21 protein-coding genes are annotated in these 25,180 nt (G+C 60.9%); 2 read left to right on the top strand and 19 right to left on the bottom strand.

Translation table 11 applies throughout. The annotated features are described in order from the left end of the window. Positions 1 to 18: 18 nt before the first annotated feature. From AB6803_RS18415 to AB6803_RS18360, 12 genes are all read right to left on the bottom strand, one after another. Positions 19 to 1,197, bottom strand: a complete 1,179-nt coding sequence (locus tag AB6803_RS18415; RefSeq protein WP_371110236.1) for a PotD/PotF family extracellular solute-binding protein — start codon at positions 1,195 to 1,197, stop codon at positions 19 to 21. Positions 1,198 to 1,252: 55 nt separating this feature from the next. Beyond that, positions 1,253 to 2,338, bottom strand: a complete 1,086-nt coding sequence (locus tag AB6803_RS18410) for an ABC transporter ATP-binding protein (RefSeq protein ID WP_371110235.1) — start codon at positions 2,336 to 2,338, stop codon at positions 1,253 to 1,255. Then, positions 2,338 to 4,401, bottom strand: coding sequence for a hydantoinase/oxoprolinase family protein (locus tag AB6803_RS18405; protein WP_371110234.1), 2,064 nt, complete (start codon positions 4,399 to 4,401; stop codon positions 2,338 to 2,340). Before AB6803_RS18405 ends, AB6803_RS18410 begins: the two co-directional genes overlap by 1 nt. Continuing rightward, a complete protein-coding gene (locus AB6803_RS18400; RefSeq protein WP_371110233.1) occupies positions 4,398 to 6,092 on the bottom strand; it encodes a hydantoinase B/oxoprolinase family protein in 1,695 nt (564 codons plus the stop codon). The genes AB6803_RS18405 and AB6803_RS18400 overlap by 4 nt, the downstream gene beginning before the upstream one ends. Before the next feature lie 124 nt (positions 6,093 to 6,216). After that, complete coding sequence (locus tag AB6803_RS18395; RefSeq protein ID WP_371110232.1) at positions 6,217 to 8,910, bottom strand: LuxR C-terminal-related transcriptional regulator; 2,694 nt, start codon at positions 8,908 to 8,910, stop codon at positions 6,217 to 6,219. A 147-nt stretch (positions 8,911 to 9,057) separates the two neighbouring features. After that, positions 9,058 to 10,428, bottom strand: coding sequence for an amidase (locus AB6803_RS18390; RefSeq protein ID WP_371110231.1), 1,371 nt, complete (start codon positions 10,426 to 10,428; stop codon positions 9,058 to 9,060). 330 nt (positions 10,429 to 10,758) lie between these two features. After that, positions 10,759 to 11,433: a 4-carboxy-4-hydroxy-2-oxoadipate aldolase/oxaloacetate decarboxylase gene (locus AB6803_RS18385; protein ID WP_007689387.1), complete on the bottom strand. Its 675-nt coding sequence runs from the start codon at positions 11,431 to 11,433 to the stop codon at positions 10,759 to 10,761. A gap of 141 nt (positions 11,434 to 11,574) precedes the next feature. Then, on the bottom strand, positions 11,575 to 12,411 hold the full coding sequence (locus tag AB6803_RS18380; protein WP_012649324.1) for an ABC transporter substrate-binding protein: 837 nt from the start codon (positions 12,409 to 12,411) through the stop codon (positions 11,575 to 11,577). 29 nt (positions 12,412 to 12,440) lie between these two features. Then, positions 12,441 to 13,205: an amino acid ABC transporter ATP-binding protein gene (locus tag AB6803_RS18375; RefSeq protein WP_007689376.1), complete on the bottom strand. Its 765-nt coding sequence runs from the start codon at positions 13,203 to 13,205 to the stop codon at positions 12,441 to 12,443. Then, positions 13,202 to 13,960: an amino acid ABC transporter permease gene (locus AB6803_RS18370; protein ID WP_371110230.1), complete on the bottom strand. Its 759-nt coding sequence runs from the start codon at positions 13,958 to 13,960 to the stop codon at positions 13,202 to 13,204. The genes AB6803_RS18375 and AB6803_RS18370 overlap by 4 nt, the downstream gene beginning before the upstream one ends. Further along, a complete protein-coding gene (locus AB6803_RS18365) occupies positions 13,957 to 14,664 on the bottom strand; it encodes an amino acid ABC transporter permease (protein ID WP_371110229.1) in 708 nt (235 codons plus the stop codon). Before AB6803_RS18365 ends, AB6803_RS18370 begins: the two co-directional genes overlap by 4 nt. A 4-nt stretch (positions 14,665 to 14,668) precedes the next feature. Further along, positions 14,669 to 15,427, bottom strand: a complete 759-nt coding sequence (locus AB6803_RS18360) for an SDR family oxidoreductase (RefSeq protein WP_371110228.1) — start codon at positions 15,425 to 15,427, stop codon at positions 14,669 to 14,671. Positions 15,428 to 15,706: 279 nt separating this feature from the next. Here AB6803_RS18360 and nac point away from each other — a divergent pair, with 279 nt between their 5' ends. After that, positions 15,707 to 16,612: a nitrogen assimilation transcriptional regulator NAC gene (gene nac, locus AB6803_RS18355; protein ID WP_371110227.1), complete on the top strand. Its 906-nt coding sequence runs from the start codon at positions 15,707 to 15,709 to the stop codon at positions 16,610 to 16,612. 46 nt (positions 16,613 to 16,658) lie between these two features. Here the strand turns inward: nac and AB6803_RS18350 are convergent, their stop codons facing one another. From AB6803_RS18350 to accB, 6 genes are all read right to left on the bottom strand, one after another. Continuing rightward, positions 16,659 to 17,861 (bottom strand): pyridoxal phosphate-dependent aminotransferase, encoded by a 1,203-nt coding sequence (locus tag AB6803_RS18350; RefSeq protein WP_371110226.1) that lies wholly within the window; start codon positions 17,859 to 17,861, stop codon positions 16,659 to 16,661. A gap of 77 nt (positions 17,862 to 17,938) precedes the next feature. After that, positions 17,939 to 18,937, bottom strand: coding sequence for a biotin-dependent carboxyltransferase family protein (locus AB6803_RS18345; RefSeq protein ID WP_371110225.1), 999 nt, complete (start codon positions 18,935 to 18,937; stop codon positions 17,939 to 17,941). Beyond that, positions 18,934 to 19,644: a 5-oxoprolinase subunit PxpB gene (gene pxpB / locus AB6803_RS18340; protein WP_371110224.1), complete on the bottom strand. Its 711-nt coding sequence runs from the start codon at positions 19,642 to 19,644 to the stop codon at positions 18,934 to 18,936. Before pxpB ends, AB6803_RS18345 begins: the two co-directional genes overlap by 4 nt. Beyond that, complete coding sequence (locus AB6803_RS18335) at positions 19,641 to 20,102, bottom strand: hypothetical protein (RefSeq protein WP_371110223.1); 462 nt, start codon at positions 20,100 to 20,102, stop codon at positions 19,641 to 19,643. Before AB6803_RS18335 ends, pxpB begins: the two co-directional genes overlap by 4 nt. Beyond that, a complete protein-coding gene (gene accC, locus AB6803_RS18330) occupies positions 20,099 to 21,472 on the bottom strand; it encodes an acetyl-CoA carboxylase biotin carboxylase subunit (RefSeq protein ID WP_371110222.1) in 1,374 nt (457 codons plus the stop codon). The genes AB6803_RS18335 and accC overlap by 4 nt, the downstream gene beginning before the upstream one ends. Further along, positions 21,472 to 21,915, bottom strand: a complete 444-nt coding sequence (gene accB / locus AB6803_RS18325) for an acetyl-CoA carboxylase biotin carboxyl carrier protein (protein ID WP_371110221.1) — start codon at positions 21,913 to 21,915, stop codon at positions 21,472 to 21,474. Before accB ends, accC begins: the two co-directional genes overlap by 1 nt. 416 nt (positions 21,916 to 22,331) lie before the next feature. On the opposite strand from accB, the gene fba reads away from it, so the two are divergent. Further along, the gene (gene fba, locus AB6803_RS18320; RefSeq protein ID WP_371110220.1) at positions 22,332 to 23,396 is read left to right on the top strand and encodes a class II fructose-bisphosphate aldolase; all 1,065 of its coding nucleotides are present in this window, start codon (positions 22,332 to 22,334) and stop codon (positions 23,394 to 23,396) included. A 30-nt stretch (positions 23,397 to 23,426) separates the two neighbouring features. On the opposite strand, the gene AB6803_RS18315 is transcribed toward fba, so the two are convergent. Then, positions 23,427 to 25,166 (bottom strand): glycerol-3-phosphate dehydrogenase/oxidase, encoded by a 1,740-nt coding sequence (locus AB6803_RS18315; protein WP_371110219.1) that lies wholly within the window; start codon positions 25,164 to 25,166, stop codon positions 23,427 to 23,429. Positions 25,167 to 25,180 lie beyond the last annotated feature (14 nt).

The following is a 25,180-nucleotide window of genomic DNA, read 5'->3' as shown; positions in this document are numbered from 1 at the left end:
GCCCGTGATTATAGGAACTCAGGCGTTGCGCAGCTTCTGCCACCACTCTTCGTAGAGCTGGAAATTATCCGGCCGCGTATTCTGCCAATAGACCTTGCCGGCAAACTTTGCCTTGACGTGCTCTGCCAGTTTTCCGACCTCATCCGGCTTGTATTCGTCCGGATGAGCCTTGGCGTAGGTCAGGTTATTGTCGGTCGGCACGAGATAGCCGCGGGACTGGCCGAGTTCGCAACCGTAGAAGCCGCCGAGCAGGCCGTTGACGAATTTATGAGCGACGTCGGTAACGCCGCGATCGCCAGCACCCTTCAGGAGCACCGTATTGTTGCCCCAGGCCTCGTAACCTTCGACGGGTGCTGCATATTCGACCTGAAGGCCACGCTTGCGCCCTTCGTAGACGATCGGCTCCCAGCCGGTCATGGCATCGACTTCCTGATCCGCGACCAGTTGAACGCCCTGCTCCCAGCCATTCCAGAAGGTGCGGAACTGGCCGTCCTTCTTGTGCTTGATCAGGAACTCCATGACCAGGCCAAGTTCGGATTCGGTCAGATTGCCCGGCTCGACGATCGGCTTGTTTTCGCTTTCTTTCAAGTACATCGCGGTGAAGATGGCGCTGTTGATCCAGGCATCTTCCATGGCCACGCGACCCTTGAGCTTGGGATCGAAAATGACACCGTAACTATCGACCTTGCCGAGCTTGTCCGGCCGGTAGATGATCGAGTCGGCATTGACGACGGTGGGGATGCTGTACTGCTTGCCGTCATGCTTGAGGTAAGGGATATCCTTGGCCCACTGCCAAACGCTTTCATAATTCGGGATCTTCGTCAGATCCCAGGGAATGATGACGCCCTGGCGCGCCAGCTCCTTCTCGGCACCGCCCTGGAACCCACCAACGTCGAAAAGATCATTGGCATTGCCGGCGGCAAGACGCGCAATGACGGGGCCGATGTCGTTGCCGTTGTCTGTGAATTCGGGGGCAACGCCATTCTGTGTGCCGAAGGCCTTCCATTTGTCGCCGATATCCAGTGTCGCAGTTGCCCAGAAGGCGACCGTTGCGGCATCCTGCGCTGCAAGGCGCGAGGCCCAGCCAAGACTGCCGGCGGACAGGGCAACACCTCCTGCCCCCATAAGCTTCAGAAAATCGCGCCGCTGCACATTGCTGTGCTGCGCCGATGCAAACATTCCGACATGCTTCGTCATTGCCATTCCCCCTTGCGGACCGGTTGAATCACTCGCCACACCACAAAGCAGCCATTCAGCTCGTAGGCAATAGTCCCGCATCGGAAATTAGAACGGCGGCATCCGGCCGCAGGCCGACCCGGATGGATCTTCCCGCCTCGAGCCTGCCAGATCCCACCCCTTCCTCAATCGCCATCGTCAATATCTGGCCATCCCAGAAGGCGAGCTTAAGATCATGATACAAGCCGCGAAACGTCGTTTCGACCACGGTCAGCATCAACGTCGCCGATGCATCCGCGGCCGCCAGAAACAGCCGGTCGGCGCGGATGGCAACGACGGACCGAAGTGGGTCCATCGGACCGGCGACCTGCACCGGCACATTTTGCCCGGCAATCACCGCGTAGGTCTGGCCGTCGGACGTTATGATCTTTTCCGGACGCACGAGCGTATCGATGCCGACGAAACGAGCGACAAAAGCATTGGCCGGAGCCTCGAAGAAGCGGGCGGGCGTATCCACCTGTTCGATGCGCCCCTTGTGCATCACGGCCATGCGATCCGAGAGGCTGAGCGCTTCATCCTGATTGTGAGTGACGAGGACGAAGGTCGCGCCGGTGCGCTTGTGCAGTCGTGCGAATTCGTCGCGCATCTGCTGGCGCAGGCGCTCGTCGAGGCCGGTCAAAGGCTCGTCGAGCAACAGGATACCGGGCTCCATGACCAGGGCTCGGGCAAGGGCGACACGCTGACGCTGGCCGCCGGAAAGAAGATTGACGTCGCGCGGACCGAAGCCGGAGAGCTCCACGAGGTCAAGGGCGTCGTTGATCTTGGCCGTAAGCGCACCACCCGACACCCCCCGCAGCCGCAGCCCGTAACCGACATTCTGCGCGACCGTCATGTGCGGGAAAAGCGCAAGGCTCTGGAAGACGGTGTTGACCGGGCGCTTATTGGCCGGCACGTCGCTCACTTCCTTTCCGTCGAAGGAAATACGGCCAGCGGTCTGCCTGTCGAAACCGCCGATGAGCTTCAACAACGAACTCTTTCCGCAACCCGATGACCCGAGCAGCGTGAAGAATTCACCGGCGGCGATATCGAGCGTTACATCATCGAGAGCCTTGACCGGCCCGTATTCCCTGCTGACCTTCTCGATCTGAATGGATATAGCCACTAGCCTGCCTCGAAAACGCTTTCGCGAATGATCAGGACGCCATTATCGGCGACGCTCAGTTGCTGGTTCTCCTGTACGAGCGTCGTCGCCGTTGCCTCCTCGACAATCATCGGACCCTCGATCGACTGACCGGGCGCCAGCAGGCTGCGCTCATAGACCGGGCAAGAGACCCAGCCGAGCACAGCACCAAAATAGACATTACGCCGACCTGTCAACGCAGCCTCGATACTGCGTCCGTTTTTGGACAAAGGCGGCAGTGCGATCACGGGGCCGTCGAGAACCGCTTCAAGATGCAGCGTGGTGATTTCGATGGCCGCGTGCGGCAAGCGGAACGAATAGGCGCGCTCATGCACGGAATGAAAGCGCTCGGCAAAGACCTCGCGATCGTCGCCGCGCTGGAACTGCGCGAAAACCCCGTGTTCCTGGCCGCGATAGCGCGCCTCGACCTGATAGGTGAAGCGGATATTCGCATCCTGTCCCTTGGCGAAATAGGCGATCGCTTCCTTTTCGAGCTTGTCGAAGCGCGCCAGCAGCGCCTTGATCGCCTCAGCCGTCAGAGCCGAGAACCAGGTATGACGAAAATCGGCGCGCGGCTCGGCGGCGAGCATGCCCCAGGCGGAGAAAAGCCCGGGATGGAGCGGAATAACCGTCGACTTGACGCTCAGGTCGCGTCCAAGCCTGGTTGCAAGCGCTGGGCCGGCACCGCCGCTGATGACGAAGGCCACGTCGCGCGGATCATGCCCGCGCTGGACCGTGACCAGTTTCAGCGCATTGATCATGCTTGCATGCGCGATATCGATAATTGCGATAGCGGCGTCCTCGATGCTCATGCCAAGGGGCGCGGCGATGGTGGCAATCGCTTCGGCCGCCTTCTGCTTGTCGAGATGCATGGAGCCGCCGGCGAAATTGGTGGGATCGAAGACCCCGATCGTGAGAATGGCATCCGACAGCGTCGGTCTCGTGCCACCGCGACCGTAACAGGCCGGCCCCGGCATGGACCCGGCACTTTCCGGGCCGACACGAAGGACGCCACGCTCGTCGAGCCAGGCAATCGAGCCGCCGCCCGAGCCGATCTCGACAATATCGACCACCGGCACCTGAATGGGATGCCCCGGCTCGATGCGGGTATGTTCGAGCTTGTACTCGACGTTCAGCGTCGGGCGTCCACCGTGGATCAGCGAGCATTTGGCTGTCGTGCCACCGACATCCAGCGACAGGACTTCGCTTTCGCCGAGTGCATTGCCGATCCGTGCCGCGCCCGCGACACCGCCCGCCGGACCGGATTCGATCAGAGTTAACGGACTGCTGACTGCCTGTTCGAAGGTGGCGATGCCGCCGTTCGACTGCATCGCATAATAGGGGCATGTCAGGTCACGCCGCATCAGCGCATCTTCCAGCCGCTCAAAATAGCGGCGGATGATAGGCTGGACATAGGCGTTGAGCACGACAGTGTTCGAACGTTCATATTCGCGCCATTGACGCGACACTTCATAGCTGGCGCAGACGGTCGCATCCGGCAGGGCGGCGGCCAGAATATCGGCGCAAAGAATCTCGTGCTCGGGATTGGTATAGCTGTGAAGGAAGAGGATCGCGACCGCTTCGATCCCTTCCGCCTTGCATTGGGCGATGATCGGCTTGAGGTCTTCGACGTGCAACGGCGTAATGATTTTTCCCGAAGCGTCGAGGCGCTCGCGCACCTCAAAGCGCAGGCTCCGGGGAACAAAGGGAGCCGGGCTGCGGAATCGCAGATTGTAGAGATCGGGGCGATTGCCACGACCAATCTCCAGAACGTCGCGAAAGCCCGCAGTCGTCACCAGTGCGGTTCGCACCCCCTTGCGCTCGGTAATGGCATTGATAACCGTCGTGCCACCATGGGCGAAAAACGTGACATCCCATGTGCGAAGCCCATCCTTGGCTTCCGCCGTGGCGATCGCATCGAGCACCCCGATGGATTGATCGGGCACCGTCGTCAGGCTCTTGGCCGTGAACAATTCGCCGCTGCGTTCGTCATATCCAACGAGATCGGTGAAAGTGCCACCGACGTCGGTTGCCAGTCTGATCATACCGCCACTTTCGTTTGGTAACCGTAAAGCTTCACTGCCTGTGCTTCGGTAATGAAGCCATTGCGCAAATCGCGCTCGATCAGATGCTGTTCGCGCTGACGCGCGTCGCCCCATCCCCCGCCGCCGCCAGTGATGACCCGCAGAATATCGCCGGCATTGAGGTCGATATGGGCAATCCTGCCGTAGGTCCTCACCTTGCCATCGCTCACGGATGAGATCTGCAGCGCATTCACCGTTCCGCTCCCTCCCCCGTCCATGCCCCAGGGCCGGGTGCGGGTGCGGCCGAAACTACCATAGGCGGATGCGTCCTTGCTGAGGATTTCATACTCGCGCACGATACCGAACCCTCCCCGCCGGCGACCGGCGCCGGTGCCGGCCTGGATATTGTAGCCGTAGCTCTTGACGCGCAAGGGGAACCGCGCCTCGATGGCTTCAACCGAATAATTATAGGTGTCTCCATCCGTCAGCGCTATCAACGCGCCGGCGCCGTCGGCCTCTTCGCTGGCACCCCAGCCGCCATGCTGCGGTTCGATATGGATAAAGGGCTGGCCGTTGCGGTCCTTGCCGGAGATGTAGACAACGCAGAGGCTGGAATAGGAACCAGCAGAGAAGCGCGACGGCACCAAGGGCGCCAGCGCCTTCCAGACAAGCTCGGACGCATGCACCGACCCCTCGTAGTACCAGCCGGTCGGCGAGGGCTTTTCCGCGGTAAAGATCGTTCCGGGCGGCGCGATGACGGTCAGCGGACGGAACCATCCCTCGTTGGAAGGCTCCTGCGGCCCGACCAATGCCTTGACGATAGTTCTGACCGCCGACTGCAAGGCGCCGCGCGCGCAGTTGATCGGTCCGGGCACGGCTGGTGGGCAACCGGTGAAATCCGCGATGATGCTGTCGCCATCGATGGTAACAGCCACCTGCACGGGGATCGGCGCATCGGTGATACCGTCGCCGTCGATGATATCGCTCGCTTCATAACGGCCGTCCGGAAGAGCGGCGATTGCCGCCCGGCTGCGTTTTTCGCTGGCCGTCAACAGATTGGCGAAAGCTGCCCTGACGACATCGACCCCATATTTCGCCGCCAGTTCGGTCAGACGCCGCGCGGCGACCCGAACGGTCGCCACCTGCGCATTGAGATCGCCAAGGGCGATTTCCGGCAGGCGCACATTCTCGCAAATGATGCTGAGGATGTCGTTCGAAAAGACGTCGGAGCGCGCGATCTTGACGCCCGGCAGACGTATTCCCTCCTGGAAAACAGAGGTGGCGTTCGGCGCCAGGCTTCCCGGTACCGAACCGCCGACATCGAGATAATGAGCGACATTGATGGCATAGGCGATGATCTCGCCATCGACGAAGAGCGGCTTGACGATGGCGAAATCGCAGGCATGCGTGCCGCCGGCATAGGGATCGTTGGAGAGGAGAACGTCGCCATCGCAGAGATTGCCGGCGGACTTCTCGATCAACGCCTTCACCTGGACGCCGAAGGTGCCGGTGAACAACGTGATGCCGTTCATCTGCGCGACGAGTTCGCCCTCGGATGTCAGCAATCCACAGGCGAAATCAAGGACTTCGTAGATCACCGGGCTCATGCTGGTGCGCGCCATGACGATCCCCATCTCGTCGACGATGGCCGTCAGCTTGCCCTCGATGATTTCCTGAGTCACGGGATCGACGGAAATTGCCTCAATGGTCATCGTCTCAGTCACCCTCATCGTTGTCGTTGCGGGCAGACTAGGCGGCTTACCTGGAGGCAGGTAGCCTGTCAGAAGGGTGGGTAGCATTCGCGAACCCTACCCGAACGGGTGGGTTGAGCCCGGATCAGAGAAGGATGCCGGTATCGCGCGCTATGGTAACGGCGGCCGTCCGCGTCGTCACATTGAGTTTGGCGTAGATGTTGCGCAGGTGGAATTTGACCGTGTTGTTGCTGAGGTCGAGCTTGCGACCGATTTCCTTGTTGCTGAGACCGGCGCTGAGCAATCGGAGGACGCCGCGTTCGCGGTCGGTCAGTCCGCCGGTTGCTGAGGCCGGCACGGAGAGCAGGTCACTGTCCTGGGTACTTGTGGTCGCAACGACTTCCTGCAGATGCTCCAGCCGCTGCATCACGACATCAGGCACGCCCCGGCTAGCGGCCAGCTGACGCAGGCGGCTGGCGAATTCCGGTCCCTCGATCAGAAGAATGGCGCGGTAGTCCGGCACCGGCAACGACAGCATCATCTCGGAAAGCTTGGCTGCGGCTGTGGCCTCGTCGCCTTCGGCGAGCAGCAGGCGTATATCGAGGAAACCCAATTCAATGCGCCGCGGCACATGCAATTCGCGCGACTGCCCCATGATCAGGCGATCGAATGTAGTACGCGCGTAGGCAATCTCGCCCTGTGCGAGATAGATTCGCGTCCACAACAAGGCAGGCACGTTGCCACGCAGATTGACGGCAAGATCATTGGCGTTATCAGAATTGATGCTTCCGGCACCGAAGCCGGTGACTTCGGCGTAACGCACCGCCTCGTCGATGTCGCCCGATGCAAGAAGAAGTGCCGCCCGTTCGCCATCGATCAACCTGATCAAGCGGTCGAAACCACGCCGCTTGGCGGCTGAACGCGCGCTGTCGATCGCCGCATGAGCCGCCATGATCTCGCCGTTCAGCCGCAAGATGCGCTGTTGCGCCATAATGCCGGCCGCGAGAAGGTCAAACCACGCATCGTGCCGCTCCAGATGCGGCAGTGCCCAGGCAAGCACTGCGGCGGCCGCCTGCCGGTCGCCATTCATCGAAAGCAGCTCGCTCTGCAAGACGTGGCTGATGGCATCAAGATCGCAGCCCTTGCCGATATTGGCCTGCGCTTCAGTGATGAGGCTTTGATAAGCATCGGCGGCACTGACGCAATCGCCGCTGAAGAATGAGGCCTGTCCGATATGAGTATAAAGGTGCATGGCACCGAAATCGGCACCCGCATCACGGAAGGACCGTATGGAAAGCTGGCCATAGTGCAATGCGCGCTCCAGATCCGTGCGGATCAGGAAATTGTAGGACAGCATATTGAGTGCCAGTGATCGATGGATCGGCTCCATGCCGCTGTCCTGAGACAGGTCCGCCTCGAGCGCCGAGAGATCCGCTGTTGTCGCCCATCTATCCGTATAGAGCGATAGCAGCACGCGAACGACACGCAGATCCTGCGCCAGCTTTTCGCCCATCGTGGCTGCGGCGCGCTCGGCAAGGGCAAGATAGTGGTTGGCGGCGTCGAGCTGGCCGGCCTTGGCGTTGATCACCGACAATCCCAATGTCGTCAGGGGGAAGTCCGCCAGATTGATATCGGCCGCCCTGGCAATCAGCGTCTGAAACAGCGCGGTGCCGCCGCGTGTCTTCGCATAGACGCGCCGCCATCCGCCCGCTCTTTCGATGATCTGGGCGGCAAGCGTCGCGTCGGAGGCCAGAAGCGCGTGGCGCACCGCCGCATCGCAGTCACCGCCCGCCTCGAACCACTGCGCCGCCTTTCGCAATACCTGCCTCGTATCGATGCCGAGGCGCTCGGCCTCCTCCTTGAGATAGCTGTTGAACACCGGATGATACCGGATCCACGTTCCCTGCCCATCGAGAACGGCGATCGGCAGCGCGTAGTCGCCGAGCCGATTGAACAGTGCCACCGCATTGTCCTGGCCCGATACAGCGCCGATGAGGGCGCGGCTGACGGCGGGGAGCGCGGCACTTTCGGTCAGAAAATGCCGGACGTCTTCCGGCAGGCTGGAGAAGACCTGCTCCGAGAGATAACGGCCCATTTCGGCATTGCTGCCATCGAACGACGAGAGGATGGCACTGCTATCCATATTGTCATTGACCAGAACCCGAACCATCTGCAGCGCCACCGCCCAGCCTTCCGTTCGCTGGTTGAGCTCGCTGACCTGCTCGCTTGTGAGTTTCTTTGCCCGACTACCGAAAAACTCCTGGGCTTCCGTATCGGTGAAACTGAGATCGGCGACACCGATCTGCTTCAGCTCGCTGTTGAGCCGCAAAGCGGAGGTCGGAAATCGGGGTGGGCTGCGCGAAATCAGCACGAACTTCACGTGCCCGAGATCGCTCGCCGCCAGCAGCTTTGCCATCAGCGATTCCGTGGCGTCGTTCTGGGCAAAATGGTAGTCGTCGAGGAAGAGAACGATTGGCTCCCCTATACGGCGCAGCCGCGTGACAAGCGCGGAGAGAAGCGTGGCAACCGGCATGCTGTTGGCATCCGACCCGTTCCTTTCGTCAGGGAGCAGCTTTTGAAGCGATTCCAGCAAAGCCAGAAGAAAACGGCCCTGATCACCATCCTCGGGATCGAGGGGAATCCAGACAACCTGACTGCGCTGAGTTTTGATCAGCTCATACCATTGCGCGGCAAGCGATGTTTTACCATATCCCGCCGGGGCGACGATTGTCGTCAGCCGCCTTAAGCCCGAACGTTGCAGCAGCGCCAACAGACTGCGGCGCCTGACATGTTCATTGCCGGCACTCGGCGGTTGAAAACGAGTTTGACTGATGATCATTCCTCATGATTGCGGCGGCAAAGCAAGTTTGCAAGTTAGGAAGCCGAAAAAGCGACAAATTTAATAGATTTAAGCACAAAAGCATAGGCCCCTGCTCCTCCCTTCCATCCGGTGAGAAGAAACAACACCGCTTTGTCGCTCGGCGAATTACACCCTGGGAAATACAACTTGCTCGACGGCCAAGGCGGCCGCCAACAGCTGTTCATCCTGCCCCCTCTTGGCCGACAACAAAAATCCGACAGGCATGCCGCCGTCGCCTGCACCACAAGGTAGTGATACACCGCAGCAATCAAGGAAATTGCCGATCAGCGTGTTGCGCAGGGTCTTTCCATTCGTCTTCACAAAGAGGTCGTCGTCATCGCGCAGCGGTGCCAGCGGTGGCGCCACATGGGCGACCGTCGGATAGGCGATGAACTCGTTCGGTGCCGTCGCCGTCGCAAATTCCTCGATCAGCCGCTCACGCCCCTTCAACAGCGCGATATAATCGATCAGGCCGATCTTCTCTCCCAGCGATGTGCGGGCCACCACGCGGCGATCCATCTCCGCGGCGTCAGGCCCGGAAAGCCGATGATAATGGAGTGCATAAGCCTCGGCAGTCACCATCGGGCCGTGCTTTGCCATCAGCTCGAAGACGCCATTGAAGGTCGGGAATGCCGCCCGGCGCACCCGCACTCCGGCCTGCTGCAATCTCTCGATGGCGGAGTCGAAGGCCTGGCGGACACCATCTTCGATATCGTCCATGACGACGGTCTCAGGCACGACCAGCGAAATATCCTTCAGGTTCGCGTGAACAATCACAGGCGCTGTTAGGCGGCGCATCGCCGCATCGACCCAGATGGCATCCTGAACGCTGCGGCAGAGAGGACCGAGCGAATCGAGACTGGTGGCCAGGGGGAAGACACCGTCCATGCTGTAGCGCCCACGGCTTGCCTTGTAACCGACCAGCCCATTGAAGGCGGATGGAATGCGCACCGAGCCGCCCGTATCCGTGCCGATCGACACCGGCACCAAGCCTGAGGCGACAGCAACGGCCGAACCGGAGGAAGAGCCGCCCGGTACACGCTCGACATCCGTAGACACCGGATTGAGCGGTGTGCCGTAATGCGGATTGAGGCCAAGGCCGGAGAAGGCGAACTCGCTCATATTAACCCGGCCGACGCTCACCATGCCGGCAGCCGCCAGCGCCTCGACGACATCGGCGTCCTTGGCTGCCGGCGCTTCACGCGCAAGAACCGCGGATCCGGCCGTTGTCGGCAGCCCGCGGATGGCGAAGAGATCCTTCCAGGCGATGGGAATACCGTCGAGAAGCCCGCGCGAGCGTCCGTCCCGCAGCCGTTTCGAAGCGGCAACAGCCTCTTCACGCGCCCGCTCCTCAAGCAGGCTGATGAAGATGGCCTGATCCTGATGGGACCGGATCGCGTCCAGGCTCTCTTCGGCCAGCTCTACGGGATCGAGCGTTCCCGACTGCATCAGAACGGATAGCTGCGCGATCGACTTGCCCAGATGCGGATATGCCATGACCCTCTTCTCCTTATCGACCGACGAGTTGCATCCATCGCGGTCCTTACCGCAATGCAATTAACATGCTGCCAATAGAATCCGCAGCCCTGACTGTGTTCGGTGAAAATCTAGGACAGGTCGGTGTTGACCGCCAGCTCCATATATGGAGCACCATGCGATTTCAGATGAGAAGCCGGCGCCGGCAAGTTCGCACGGGGCGCCTACCTGAAGAGTTAAGTCGATGGCGGCCGGCTTGCGGGTACCATTGGTTGTCGGAAGAGCCGACCACGCGGATGTCGGGGAGCAAATGAGGCCTGCCGCACGCATGGCGGCGGCAGGCCTTGATCCTCAGCCTTCGATTACCAGGCCCTTGGCCTTCAACACAGCTTCGAGATTGCTGACCTCGACGACCGACTTTCCGGCCTTGTATGCTGCAATATAGCCCGCCTCGGCGTCTTCCCTGGCCTGCGCCAGTTTCGCCACCTCGACGGCCTCCGACTTGCGCACGACGACTAGACCATCGGCATCGCCGACGATGATATCACCTGGGTGAACAATCTCGTCACCGATCAGGATCGGCTCGTTGGTAGCACCAAGCGTTTCCTTGACGGTGCCCTTGATGCAGACGCTGAGTGAAAAGACCGGGAAGCCCAGATCGCGCAGTTGCAGCGTGTCACGCACGCCCGTGTCGGTCACCAATCCGCCGATGCCCTTGGCGAGGCAGGCATTGGCAAGCACGTCGCCGAACGAGCCGGCCTCTTCATATTCGCCGGCAGAGACGACGATGATGTCGCCGGGCTGGGCGTAGTTGATCGCCACTTGAAGCATGATGTTGTCACGCGGCGCGCATTTGACGGTAAAGGCGGGTCCGCAGAGCTTCATCCGGTAGTCGATCGGCTTGATCCGGGAAGACAGAGCGCCGCGACGCCCTTGCGCTTCGTGAAGGGTCGCTGGCGAAAATTTCGCGATGGCCGCGATCTCTTCCTGGCTGGGACGATCGATCTTCTGCTTCAGTATCACCACTTCATGGTCCTCCAGACAAATTAGCAATTGCACGCCTGCTTCATCGGGCAGGCTGAAAACGTCGTGCGGTCGCGATACGGCGCGGCGAGAAGCCGGCTGCATCGCCAAGAGCGCCGGGGCATTCGCGCCCCGTTCGCAAAATTACGGGATCGGATCGAACTTCAGTTCGGTGATCGGGACGACCTTGTCCGTGCGGGTCATCTTGTACTCGGTATTCGGGCCGAGCCACTTGTCCCAGATCTTGTTGATCTCACCGGACTTGTCGAGCGAGACCAGGACTTCGTTGATCTTCGCAGTCAGCGCCGGCTCGTCCTTTTTCATGCCGATGCCGATCGGCTGATAAAGCATCGGCTCGTCGATCATCCGCATCTCGGCGCCCTTGGTCTTCGATTCATTGACGATCTTCGTCGTCGTCATCGTGTTGGCGACCATGCCGCGTGCCTTGCCCTGCTGGACGGCAAGATAGGCCGACCCGGTATCCTGGAAGGTCAGCGGCTGCGACTTGTTGAGGCGGATGGAGAGTTCCGAGGTCGAGCCCTTGGTCGATGCCAGGCGAACGCCGGCAAAATCGGCCTTCTTCTGGCCGGCATCGCCGACCTTGACGATCAGCATTTCCTTAGCCAGGTAATAAGGGTCACTGAACTGGATCTGCTCGGAGCGACTGACGGTGTAGGCGAGATTGGCAACCGCGATATCGACATGACCGAGCTTGACTTCGGGAACGCGGGCCTCGACGGAAACCGGCTTGATCTCCGGCTTGACGCCGAGTGCTTGGGCGATCGCGCCGCAGAGATCGACGTCGAAGCCGACCATCTCGCGCGTTTTCGGATCCGGAGATGCAAAAGGAGGAACATCGGCAAAGGTTCCGCAACGGATCACCTTCGCCGTCATAATATCAGCCAGCTGATCCGCATTCGCCGACCCGGCTAGCGCTGTTGCTGCGAGCGCGATGCTTAGGGTCCATGACGTCATGTTCATTGCAAAGTCTCCTGTGGGTTGGACGAAATTCAATGCCGCAAATCAGCGAGAAACCGCTGAGCACGCGCATGTTGCGGGTTGGAAAAGAATTCTTTCGGTGGCGCCGCCTCGAGGATCAGCCCGTCATCCATGAACCAGACGCGATCGGCCACATCGCGGGCAAATCCCATCTCATGGGTGACGCACATCATCGTCATACCGTCGGCTGCCAGGCTCTTCATGACCGCGAGCACCTCGCCGACCATTTCCGGATCCAGCGCGCTTGTAGGCTCGTCGAAGAGCATCACCGGCGGCTCCATGGCCAAAGCACGCGCGATCGCGACCCGCTGCTGCTGCCCGCCGGAAAGCTGGGCGGGAAAAGCACCGGCCTTATCGGCCAACCCTACCCTGTCGAGAAGCTGTTTCGCCTTGTTGCGAGCAACATCACGCGCAACACCCTTCACCCGGATCGGCGACATCGCGATGTTGTCGAGAACCGACAGATGCGGAAACAGGTTGAAATTCTGGAACACGAAACCGATGCGGCTGCGTCGGCGGTTCATCTCGCTGGCGGGCACCGAGCCGTGCATGTCATTGCCGTCGCAGGTGATCGATCCGCTGGCGATTTCCTCGAGACGGTTCACCGTCCGGATCAAGGTGGATTTTCCCGAACCGGATGGACCGCAGACGACGACGACCTCGCCGCGCGCCACCTCGGCATCGATCCCCTTGAGGACTTCGAAATGGCCATAGGACTTGCGCACCGCGGACAGCCGGATCATGGGCGGATTCTGGGAGGACTGGGCGAGGGTCATAGCGACAGATCCGTAAGAGCTTTGAGTTGCAGGACGTTCTCGGGCTTCTGTGCAGCCGTGCCGGCGCGCTTGCGGGTGATCCGACGCTCCAGAACCGATGCCACCTGGGTCAACGACCAGCAGATCACGTAGTAGACGGCCGCCAGGATGAAGAAGACCTGGAATGGCTGGGTCAAAAGCTGGTTGTTGATCTGGTTGGCCGCGAAGGTGAGGTCCGGCACGTTGATCACGTATCCGAGCGTCGTGTCCTTTATCGTCGACACCAGAACCGAAAGGATGCTCGGGATGACGTTGTACAGCGCCTGCGGCAGGACGACGTAGCGCATGGCGCCGAAATAGCTGTGTCCAAGCGCGCGTGCCGCCTCCAGCTGGCCGTGCCCAAGCGCAAGAATACCGCCACGCACGACCTCACTCAGGAAAACACCCTGATAGATGACCAGCGTCACAAGCATGGTGACAAAGCTCGGAACGTCGGCGCCCGTCAGCAGCGGCACGAGGAAATAGCCCCAGAGGATGAGCATCAAAAGGGGCACGCCGCGCGTGAAATAAACCAGCGCGGTAACAGGCCAGTTCAGAAACGGCGACTTCGAAAGCCGGGCAAGAGCCAGGAGGATGCTGACCGGAAAGGCAAAGACGATTGCCAGAACCGAGAGGATCAGGGTCGCAGCAAGGCCGCCGATCGGGCCGTTCGGATATTGTCCGACGAGCAGCAGCAGCCAGTAATCGTGGATGATCTGGATGATGTCGCCGATCATGCCCGTCCACTCCTGATCGGATTGGTTCTCCGGGTGATGTATGAGCCGGCGATCATGATCATCAGCGAGAAAGCGAGATAGAGAACGGTTGCCAGCAGATAGGTCTCGAAGGTCAGGAAGCTCAGATTCTCCACTTCCTTGACGGCATAGGTCAGTTCCGCAACGCCGATCGCGACCGCCAGGCTGCTGTTCTGGAACAGGGAAACGCTATGATTGATCAGCGCGGGCAGCGCATTTCTGATCCCCTGCGGGATCATCACGAAGCGCATAGCCGAGATATATCCATGACCGAGCGCGCGTGCCGCTTCCATCTGCCCGGAGCTGACCGAGCGCAGGCCGGAGCGAAGATCCTCGCTGAAATAGGCCGCCTGGCACAGGCCGAGCCCGATGATCGCGAAGGTCGCCTCGGCATTGTGGTCGTTCAGCCAATCGGTGACCGGCTGCGGCATCAGGGCGAAAATGCCGAAATACCACAGCATCAGCTGCACCAGCGTCGGGACGTTGCGGTGATAGGAGACATAGGCGGTGACGACCGCGTTACCGATTGGGCCGGGCGCATATCGCAAACCGAGAAGGAGCATGGCAAGGGTCATCGCGAGCAGCCAGGAACCGATGGCGACAACAAAGGTCATCTCGACCCCGTGCAGCAGCATCGAGACATATTCCGGATTGCCCAGGATCGCCGAGAGATCGAGCTTGCCCACCGCCTCAGTCCCCTTGCTTGGAAGATTGGGGCTTTGCCGTCTGCAAGCCACCCATCACCTGAAGGGTCGGCGTGATTTCCATATGGCCGATGTTCACGGCGACCGGTGCTGCGATCGCAAAGGCGATGGCATCTGCAATGTCTTTCGCCTCGGGCAATTCGAAGCCGTCGATGAAGCGCTCCCGTATCTCGGGGCTGTCACCATGGACATGCGCGAAGATGTCGGTGGCGACGCGGCCGGGGCAGATTTCCGTCACCCGGACCCGCTTACCGAAAGCGTCGATGCGCAGCTGGTTCGACAGCATGCTCACGCCCGCCTTCGTCGCGTGATAGGAGGAGTTGCCGCCGAAATTATAGGCGCCGGCGATCGATGAGATATTGATGACGTGACCACGATCGCGCTCCACCATGCCCGGCACCACCATGCGGCAGAGATGAAGGACGGCGCGCAGGTTGACGTCGACAAGAAGATCGATGTCACCGTCCTCAGCTTCGAGGAACTTCTTGGGACGATCGACGCCGGCATTGTTGACGAGAATGTCAAACGGAGTGCGCTTCGTCAGATCGGCAAGGGTCGCCCGGTCGGTGACATCAATCACATGCGCGATGCAGCCGGTGCGTTCCGCCAGCTTCCGCAGGAGTTCGCCATTGCGCGCGACCGCATGTACCTCAAGTCCCTCGGCACAAAGGCGCTCGACGATAGCCGCCCCAATTCCGGAGGAGGCACCCGTGACCAGTGCGGTCTTATAATCGGAGAATGGCATCACTGTTCCCTTTTGTTTGTCGAACCTTAACCGACCTTTCCGCCGCGCGATAATTCCGATTATCTTTGGAGGGATAAGCCGATCTTATGAGGGACATCCAGTGGCATCATCGCATTGATTCCATTCAAGAAATCCGCACTATTTTGCAGCCGGAAACCGGCTCTCGGCTCTCTTGGCGCAGTGTTTTCCACCTAAAAAGTGCTTGGGACAGACCGAGTTACAAACTAACAATCACGCGGTAATATATCGGGCGGCAGCAAGAGCGAGCATTAATCTTAAATGGACATCAGGCGTTTCAAATCGTTCGTTGTGATCGTCGATACGGGCAGCATCACAAGAGCGGCCGATATACTCCACATCGCACAGCCGGCGCTCAGCCAGCAGCTCGCGGCACTCGAGGAACACTTCGGAACAAAGCTCCTCATCCGCAGCCAGCAGGGCGTCACCGTGACGGATGCAGGCGCCGAGGTGTATCGGCATGCCCAGATCATCCTGCGCCAGATGGAGCAGGTCCACAAAGACGTCGTTACCGCAGGCAAGCACCTGGCGGGCCGCGTTTCCGTCGGCCTGACACCGTTCAGCAGCGCCGCAACGCTTTCGTTCGAGCTTTTAGCGGAAACGAGGCGCCGGCATCCGGGGATCGTGCTGCACCTCACCGAGAGCGTCGGGCAGACATACAGCCAGATGCTGCTGAACAACCGGCTCGAGATCGCGCTGATCCACGGCGCCGGCCCCATGAAGGGCTTGCGCTTTTCTCCCCTTCTGCGGGAGGATTTCTACCTGGTCGCGCACGAGACATTCGGCATCGAAGCCGGCGACACTCCGATCTCCGTCTCGGCGCTCGAATCCCTGCCGTTTCTGTTGCCGCCGCCCTATAATTTCGTGCGGCGGGCGGTGGAGACCGCCTTCTCGCGAAGCCGCGTCAATCTGGAGGTAATCGGTGAGGTCGAGGTAATCCGAACGCTGGCACGTGCCGTCGGCACCGGTCTCGGGGCCACGATCATGCCCAAGGCGGTCGCCGACCGCCTCGTCTCCGAGAGCAACGGTCCGATCGTCTGTCGGAGCGTCTCGCCGAAGATCGAGGAGACGCTGTCGCTCTGCGTGTCCGAATACGCATCGCTTTCGGACCCCGCCGCCGCCGTGCAGGAAATTCTTAAGGAGCTGACCGAGCGGCTGAAGCAGTAAATGCCCACCGCCACCCTGCCCGTCTCATCCTATTTCAGATCTCATCCTATTTGAGATCATGGCAGAACTGCGCGATACGCGTGCAGCCATCGGCGAGCTTCTCCATGCTGGTGGCGTAGGAGATGCGAAAGAACGGGCTCATGCCATAGGCCGCGCCCTGTACTGTCGCCACATGTTGCTCATCGACCAGAGCCAAGACGAAATCCGTGTCGTTTTCTATCTTGCGGCCGGATTTGCTGGTCTTGCCGAGAAGGCCGGCAATACCAGGGAAAATGTAGAATGCGCCTTCCGGCTTGTGACACGTCAGCCCGTCGATACCGGCGAGCTTGTCGAGCACGAAGTCGCGGCGCTGTTTGTAGATCGCCGCCCGCTCCTTCAGAAGGTCCTGTGGGCCGTCCAGCACCGCTACGGCGGCAGCCTGGGTGACCGTCGACGTCCCGCCGCTATTCTGGGCGTTGACGTTGCTGATGGCGGAGATCAAGTCCTTTGGCCCGCCGCAGAAGCCCAGCCGCCATCCCGTCATGGCATAGGCCTTGGAGACGCCGTTGACGGTCAGCACCCTGTCGTAGAGACGCGGCTCGACTTCGGCGATCGTGCAGAATTCGAAATCGTCGTAGATCAGATGCTCATAAATGTCGTCGGTCATGATCCATACGTTGGGATGGCGCAGCATGACTTCGGCGATCGCGGCCATCTCGGCTCGCGAGCAGGCAGCACCCGTCGGATTGTTCGGAAAATTGAGGAACAGCCACTTCGTCTTCGGCGTGATGACCGCCTCCAGATCCTCGGCGCGCAGCTTGAAACCGTATTCCTGCTTGCATGCGACGGGGACAGGCACGCCGCCCGCAAAGCGAACGATGTCCGCGTAGCTGATCCAGCCCGGGGCGGGGATCACCACCTCATCGCCGGGGTTGCAGGTCGCCATCACGGCGTTGAAGATCACCTGCTTGCCGCCGCCGGCGACGACGATCTGGCTCGGATCATAGTCAAGCCCATTCTCCCGCTTGAACTTGCGCGCAATCGCGGTTCTCAGCGCCAGCGTGCCGTCGAGCGGCGGATATTTGGTGTCGCCGGCCAGAGCCGCGGCATGGGCCGCCTCGATCGCGTGCAACGGCGTCGGAAAGTCCGGCTCGCCCGACGACAGGGAAACGACATTGATCCCCTTCGATGCGAGGTCACGGGCGCGCTGCGTCATGACGGCGGAGGCGGATATAGACACATTCTTGAGGCGGTCGGCTGTGGTCGGCATTGTTTTGCAGCTTTCGATGATCGTGGGAATGTCGGGTTTCAGTGCAGGCGTTCTGGCAAAGTCCTCGCGGCGGGCCGCTATCGTCGTGACATGGTCGCGAGCGCCTGGATCAGCGTCGGCGCCGTGTGGCGGATATCCTCGAGATAGGCTTGCAGTGCTTGCTCGGCTGCGCGCGCCTCGGCGACATCAGAGCGAATGAACCGGATGCGGCTGCCAATGCGCGCCTGGCCCAGCCGCCAGAGATCGACCTCGACGACGCCGGCGATTTTGGGATAGCCGCCAGCCGTATTGGCGTCGCTCATCTGGATGATCGGCTCTCCCGCCGGCGGCATCTGCACGACGCCCGGAACGACACCGTGCGAGCGCATCTCCACGGGAGAGGCAAGCATGATCGGTTCGCCCGAAAGCCGGTAGCCGGTACGGTCGCTCTGGGACGAAATCTTCCATGTCTGGGTCCAGAAGCGCTCTGCTTCATCGCCGAAAAGGGCATGCTCTCCGGCCGGGATCGCCCGGACGGGAAGCACGCCGTCTTCCGGGGCCGGAAAATGCGACGCAAGCGCCGTTTCGGGCGGAACAGCACCAAACCCGCCACCCGGCACTGCGCTGATCTCCCTCTCGGCAATGCTCAGGCGATCATTCGCCGCCAGAAAACGGCCCTCCAGTCCACCGAAGCTACCGCGCAGCGACGTGCTGCGCGAGCCCATCACCGGCTCGACGTCAAGTCCGCCGGCAAAGCAGAGGTAGGCGCGTGCGGACCGCAGCGGAGCTCCGAGTTCCAGCACCTGCCCTTCCGATACCGGCATTGCCCACCAGGGCGGCAGCGGTCGCCCGTCGAGGCTTGCGTTGCAGTCCGCGCCGGTAATGGCAACGACCGTGTCCTTCTCGAACCGAACGCAAAACGGGAAGGTCTGAATCTCAAGACCCGCCGCCCCATCCTCATTGCCAAGCAGCAGATTGCCGACGGTGAGAGCCAATCTGTCCATCGCACCGCTCGACGTGACGCCGATGTTCCGGTAGCCGAAGCGGCCGAGATCCTGCACTGTATTCAAGGGGCCGGTCTGAAGAACGTGGATCACAGCTCGATCCTCTCGGGCAGGAAGCGAACCTTGTCGCCGGGGGTCAGCAGTGCCGGGGACGCCCTCGTGGGATCAAACACCGATAGTTCCGCAAAGCCGATCGAGTTCCAGCCATTCGGTCCCGTCAGAACCGACACACCCGTCTGCATGCCGCCGATCGTCACCGTGCCCTTGAGCATTTTCAGCGACGGCACCTTCTTGCGCGGCATATAGATGCGTGGATTGAGGCCGTGCAGATAGCCGAAGCCCGGAGCACTTCCGAGGGCGAAAACGGTATAGCTGCCTTCCGAATGCAGCTGGACGACCTCACGGTCGCTAAGGCCGGAGAAATCGCAAACGGCCGCGAGATCCGTCGCATGCTCGCCGCCATAGGTCACCGGAATCTCGATCGTCTTGCCGGCAAGATCGATACCACGGGCACGATCCCATTCCTGTCTCAGCTGGGCTTCAACCTGGTCCGGTTCCTCGGGCGTCTGCTTGAGGATCACCAGAAGGTTGGTAACCCCGGGAACGATTTCGCGAACCTCGGACCATGTTTCTACCGCTTTGGCCAGTGCCCAGATCCGCCTCTGGGTTGGAAGGTCAAAATCCCCGGGCGCTTCCACCAGATAGGCGCTGGTGCCGATAACGGAGATTTTCGGAACATCGGCAAGAACCGGAGAGATGTAGCCTGGTGTTGAAAGAGCTGTTGCTTGCATGTCCGTCATTCTGCTGGCTCGATCGGAAAAATGGTGTCGCCATAGCCGACGAGATCACCGGCCTTGACCGGGCTTTCGTTCAGCGTACCGGCCTCGGGAGCGCGAACCGGCAGCAGGAGCGGTCCCACCTTTATGAAACCAACGATATCCCCGGCGGCAACAGCAGCGCCTTCCGCCGCCGCAGGAACGTCGCGCGCCGGATGCGTATCGAGAAAATGGCCCGCGAACGGCGCCTTGGCCGCCGAAACGCTTGCAGGCGTGGTCGAAATCATGTCGCGCGGTCCGTCATCGGCACGCAGACAGGCCTCGCCGTCCATGACGATCCGAACGTGACGGCCATCCTCCATGTCGATCTCGATCGCGCTTACGCCGGCCTTTTCCAGCCAAACGGCGATTTCCTGCATGATCGCCGGATCGGTGAAGTCTTCGGTCATCGCCTTGGCTGTCCGCTTTGCTCGCTTCATCATGGCTTCCGCTCGCTCAGCCAATGCTCAAGATGATGAATGTCCGTTCCGCCGGCTCTGAAAGCCGGGTCCTCGAAAATTTCCCGATGAAGCGCAAGATTGGTCGCGATCCCCTCGATCCTCGTATCCGCCAGCGCGATCTGCATGCGGCGGATTGCCTGGTCGCGCGTCGGCGCATGCACGATCAGTTTTGCGATCAGGGAGTCGTAATGGGGCGACACCTTGTAGCCGGTCATAACATGGCTATCGATGCGCACGCCGGGACCTGCCGGAAACCGTGCATTGGCGATCCGGCCCGGAGACGCGGCAAAGGTGAATGGGTCTTCCGCATTGATGCGGCATTCGAAGGAGTGACCCGATGTCTGAACATCCGCCTGGGAAATATCGAGCGGCAGGCCCTGGGCGACGCGAAGCTGCTCGCTGACGATATCGATGCCCGAGGTCATTTCCGTCACCGGATGCTCGACCTGAAGACGCGTATTCATTTCGATGAAATAAAATGCGCCGTTCTCATAGAGAAACTCGAAGGTCCCCACTCCCCGGTAACCGATCCGGCGGCAGGCCTCGACGCAACGTTCGCCGACAGCCGCAGCGATCTCGGCCGGAATGCCGGGCGCCGGTGCTTCCTCCACCACCTTTTGATGGCGTCGCTGCGTCGAGCAATCGCGGTGACCGAGCCACACGGCGTTGCCGTGATTGTCGCAAAGAACCTGGATCTCGACATGCCGGGGATGTTCGAGAAACTTCTCGAGATAGAGCTCCGGCGTGCCGAAGGCTCTTCTTGCTTCTTCGCGCGTCACCGACACGGCGTCTTCCAGCGCCGACGCGTCATGGACGACACGCATGCCGCGTCCCCCGCCGCCGCCCGCCGCCTTCACGATCACCGGATAGCCGATGTCGCGGGCGATATTCCTGATCGTAGCGATATCTTCGGGGAGCGCCGTATCCGGGCCAGGCACGCAGGGCACGCCGGCCTCGATCATCGCCCGCTTGGCGGCAATCTTGTCCCCCATCATGCGGATCGCCGAAGCGGGCGGCCCGATGAAAATCAATCCGGCATCCTCCACAGCTTGGGCAAAGCCCGCATTCTCCGACAGGAACCCGTATCCCGGATGGATGGCCTGTGCACCCGTCGTTCGCGCGGCAAGCAGGATGGCTGCCTGATTGAGATAGGTTTGGCCCGGCGCCGAAGGCCCGATGCAGACGAATTCATCGGCTGTCGCCCCATAAGGCGCATCCCGATCGGCTTCGGAGCAAATCATCACCGAACGCAGGCCCAATTCACGGCATGCCCGCTGAATGCGCAACGCGATCTCGCCGCGATTGGCGATCAGCACGGTGTTGAACCGACGTTTACTTTCGCCCGACGACATCAGCCGATCTCCATCAGCGGCTGCCCGGCGTCCACTTCCTGACCGTCATCGGCCAGGATACGCAGAATCGGCCCCGTTTTGTGCGCCGACACCGTATTGAAGACTTTCATCGCCTCGATGATGCAGAGGCTCTGGCCCGCCTCGACGACATCGCCCACCTTGACGAAAGGCGGCGCACCGGGGCTTGGCGAGCGATGCAGCAGCCCGAACACAGGCGCGGCCACCATTTGTGCGGTCTTGCCGCCTTCAGGCACAGCGGCATCCGTGACGACGTGTGATCGGGCGGGCTGTTGCCGCGCAACGGTCGAATTATCCGCAGCGGTCGCCTGCCTGGAAATGCCGTTCGAGATCCGCACGGTCGTGCCGTCCTGGCTCACCACCAGTTCGGATATGCGCGATCGACCGACGAATTCGATCAGCGTTTTGATCTTTTGCAGATCCATGCTCTCTCCACCATCCACGGCGTTCGACTTGCCTCTCCGCGTCGGACTGGAGGCAAGTGCAAGGCGTGGCCGGCCAGTCGAAGCTTTCAGGATAGTTACACAACGCCTCGTCTGATGGGGGCAAACAAAGTTTCAATGGAGCAGCATCCGGCACCCGGCCGGAGCACGAAAGGCCCATCGAAACAAAATGTCATAAATAATGTGATTTTGTCATTTTACATTGTTATGTAGCTGGATATGTTGGTCAACGCCTGAGTGGGATTTCGTGTGTGGGGAATGGCCGGAAGACCTCAAGGCAAGTGCCGATGGGTATGGTCAGTTTGCGAAATCACCGTTCTCATGCCGTCGAAAGCGCCGATATTTCAGTCGATGATCGGAATGATCATCGATGCCCAGTCTTATCAAAGGAGAGTTGAATGGCACGCATTACGCTGAGACAGTTGCTCGATCACGCTGCCGAAAATAGCTATGGCGTGCCCGCTTTCAACATCAACAACATGGAACAGGCTCTAGCCATCATGGAAGCGGCGGATGCAGCCGATGCACCTGTCATCATCCAGGCTTCGCGCGGCGCAAGAGCCTATGCGAACGACATCATGCTGAAGCACATGATGGATGCCGTCGTCGAGATCTATCCCCATATTCCGGTCTGCGTGCATCTCGACCATGGCAACGACGCTTCGAGCTGTATGACGGCCATTCAGGCCGGCTTCACGTCGGTGATGATGGACGGTTCGCTCAAGGCTGATGCGAAGACGCCGGCCGACTGGGACTACAATGTCGGCGTCACGAAGATGGTCACCGAGATGGCGCATCTCGGCGGTATTTCCGTGGAAGGCGAACTCGGCGTGCTGGGCTCGCTGGAAACCGGCATGGGCGAAGCCGAGGACGGCCACGGCGCCGAAGGCAAGCTCTCGCACGACCAGTTGCTCACCGATCCCGACGAGGCGGTCAAGTTCGTACGCGAGACGAAGGTCGACGCACTGGCAATCGCCATGGGCACCTCGCATGGCGCCTACAAATTCACCCGCAGGCCGGATGGGTCTGTGCTGGCGATGGAGGTCATCGAGGCGATCCACCGCAAGCTGCCGAACACCCATCTGGTGATGCACGGCTCCTCGTCGGTCCCCGAGGATCTCCAGGAGATCATCAACAAGTATGGCGGCCAGATGAAGCCGACCTGGGGCGTGCCGGTCGAGGAAATCCAGCGCGGCATCAAGAACGGCGTGCGCAAGATCAACATCGACACGGATGGCCGCATGGCGATGACCGGCCAGATTCGCCGTGTGCTGCAGGAAGACCCGAGCGAATTCGATCCGCGCAAATATATGAAGCCGGCCATGGCCGCCTTGACGAAGCTCTGCAAAGAACGCTTCGAGCAGTTCGGAACGGCCGGTCACGCTTCCCGGATCAAGCCGCTCCCGGTCTCCGACATGGCGAAGCGCTACAAGGCCGGCTCACTGGACCCGGTTTTCTCGTAAAGAACGGCCGCAGCCGGAAGCCGGATCTACTTAGATCCGCGCTTCCGCCGGCTGGCGCCCGGCGGTGTCGGACAATCGCAGACCGTGGAATTTCGCCAGCGATGTGACCACGTCGTCGATCTCCGTCGCCAGTCTTTGCCCGTTCCATCCAAGCGCCGCGCCGGCGATCATGCCGATCTGGCGCAGGCCTTCCATGGTCAGCGCCCCTTCGATCGCAAGCGTCGTGCGGCGGAAGACGATATCAGAGAGATGCACGACCATTTCCTGCCGCGTGATCCAGTCGATTTCCAGATGGCTATAGTGGGAAGCGCCGGCAAGGCGTTCCGTGTCGCTAAAGGTTGATCCACAGCCCAGAATCGCCGAAGCCGTGGTGCCGTAGCGCGCCAGAAGCTCGTCGACCCTTTTCGGGTTCACGCCGGTCTTTCCTGCCACTGCCCGTACCCACTCCGCCCTTGCGGCGGGATCAGCAGGGAAATTGCGGCCGCCGCCGATCGCCAATTGCTGCGTCGATTGGCTCCTGATGCGCTTGAAGCGTGTCAGAACGGTATCAGCGACCTCCTCGGCAAAGCCGCGGAAAGTGGTCCATTTGCCGCCCACCAGCGAAATGATCGCAAAGGGGCGGCCCTCTTGCGGCTCCATCACCGGCGCGGAGTGGTCACGGCTGATCAGCCCAGGGGAAGAGGCGTCGGAGGCCGGCAGCGGGCGGATGCCGCTATAGGTATAGACCACCTGTTCCGGCCCGAAGCGCAGCCCCGGCAGGAGCGACCTCAGACTGTCGAGGAAATATTCGAGTTCCGGCTCTTCGCAGCGGACATTGTCGGGATCGGCGCTCGGAATGTCCGTCGAGCCGACCAGCGCCAGGCCGAGATAGCCGTAGACCAGGCAAATGCGCCCGTCGTCGGCTTCGAAGTAGATCATATGGCCGTTCAGGCTGCGCACGAGCTCGGGATGATCGAGCAGGATATGCGAGCCCTTGGTGCCCCCGATCAGGTGCGATGGCGCGCCGAGCGCCTCGTTGACATGATCGATCCAGGGACCGGCGGCGTTGACGACGAGTTTTGGTGTGACGGAAAAGGTGCTGTCGTCGGAGCGCCGGAAGGTAAGTTTTCCGTCCGATGAAGCGATCAGCGTCGTGGAATTCGCCGCCAGCGCACTGCCGTTCGCTTCCAGCCCATCCTTGACCAGCTCGTAGACGAGCCGTTCCGGCCGGCTGATCTTGGCGTCGTAATAGATGCCGCCGGCGACGATTTTCGGTGTGACATACGGCATTTCCTTCAGCGCACGTCTCTTGAAGATGAACCTGTGGCGCGGCATGACGCGGCTGCGGAAGCCGAAGAAATCGTAAAGAGCAAGTCCGATCTTGATGAGTACGGCGCCACGGCTTCTCGGCGCCGTGGTCGAACCCGTCAGTGTCCGGAGCGCTGCCCAAATGCCGCGCGTCCAGGAGAAGATCGGCACGAATGTCGGCAGCGCCTCGACGCAATGCGGCGCGTTTTTGAGAAGCAGATTGCGCTCCAGCGTCGACTGCGCGACCAGTCCGAACTCGCCTGTCTCCAGATATTTCAGGCCGCCATGGATCAACCGCGACGGCGCGGCGCTGGTGCCCGAGCCGAAATCGGACTTGTCGACGATGAGACAATTGACGCCCTGGACGGACAGGTCGCGAAACAGCCCGGCGCCATTGATGCCCGCGCCGAGGATGACGACATCGATGTCCCCGTCCTTCAGTGTCGAAAAGCGCTGTTCCTGGTCGGCGGCGGTGTCGGTCATGGCATCATTGTCCT

It is taken from the genome of Rhizobium sp. RCC_161_2 (assembly GCF_041355235.1).
Classification (GTDB): Bacteria; Pseudomonadota; Alphaproteobacteria; order Rhizobiales; family Rhizobiaceae; genus Rhizobium.
The sequence above is the reverse complement of the archived record's forward strand: the minus strand, read 5'-3'. Positions and strand labels throughout refer to the sequence as shown.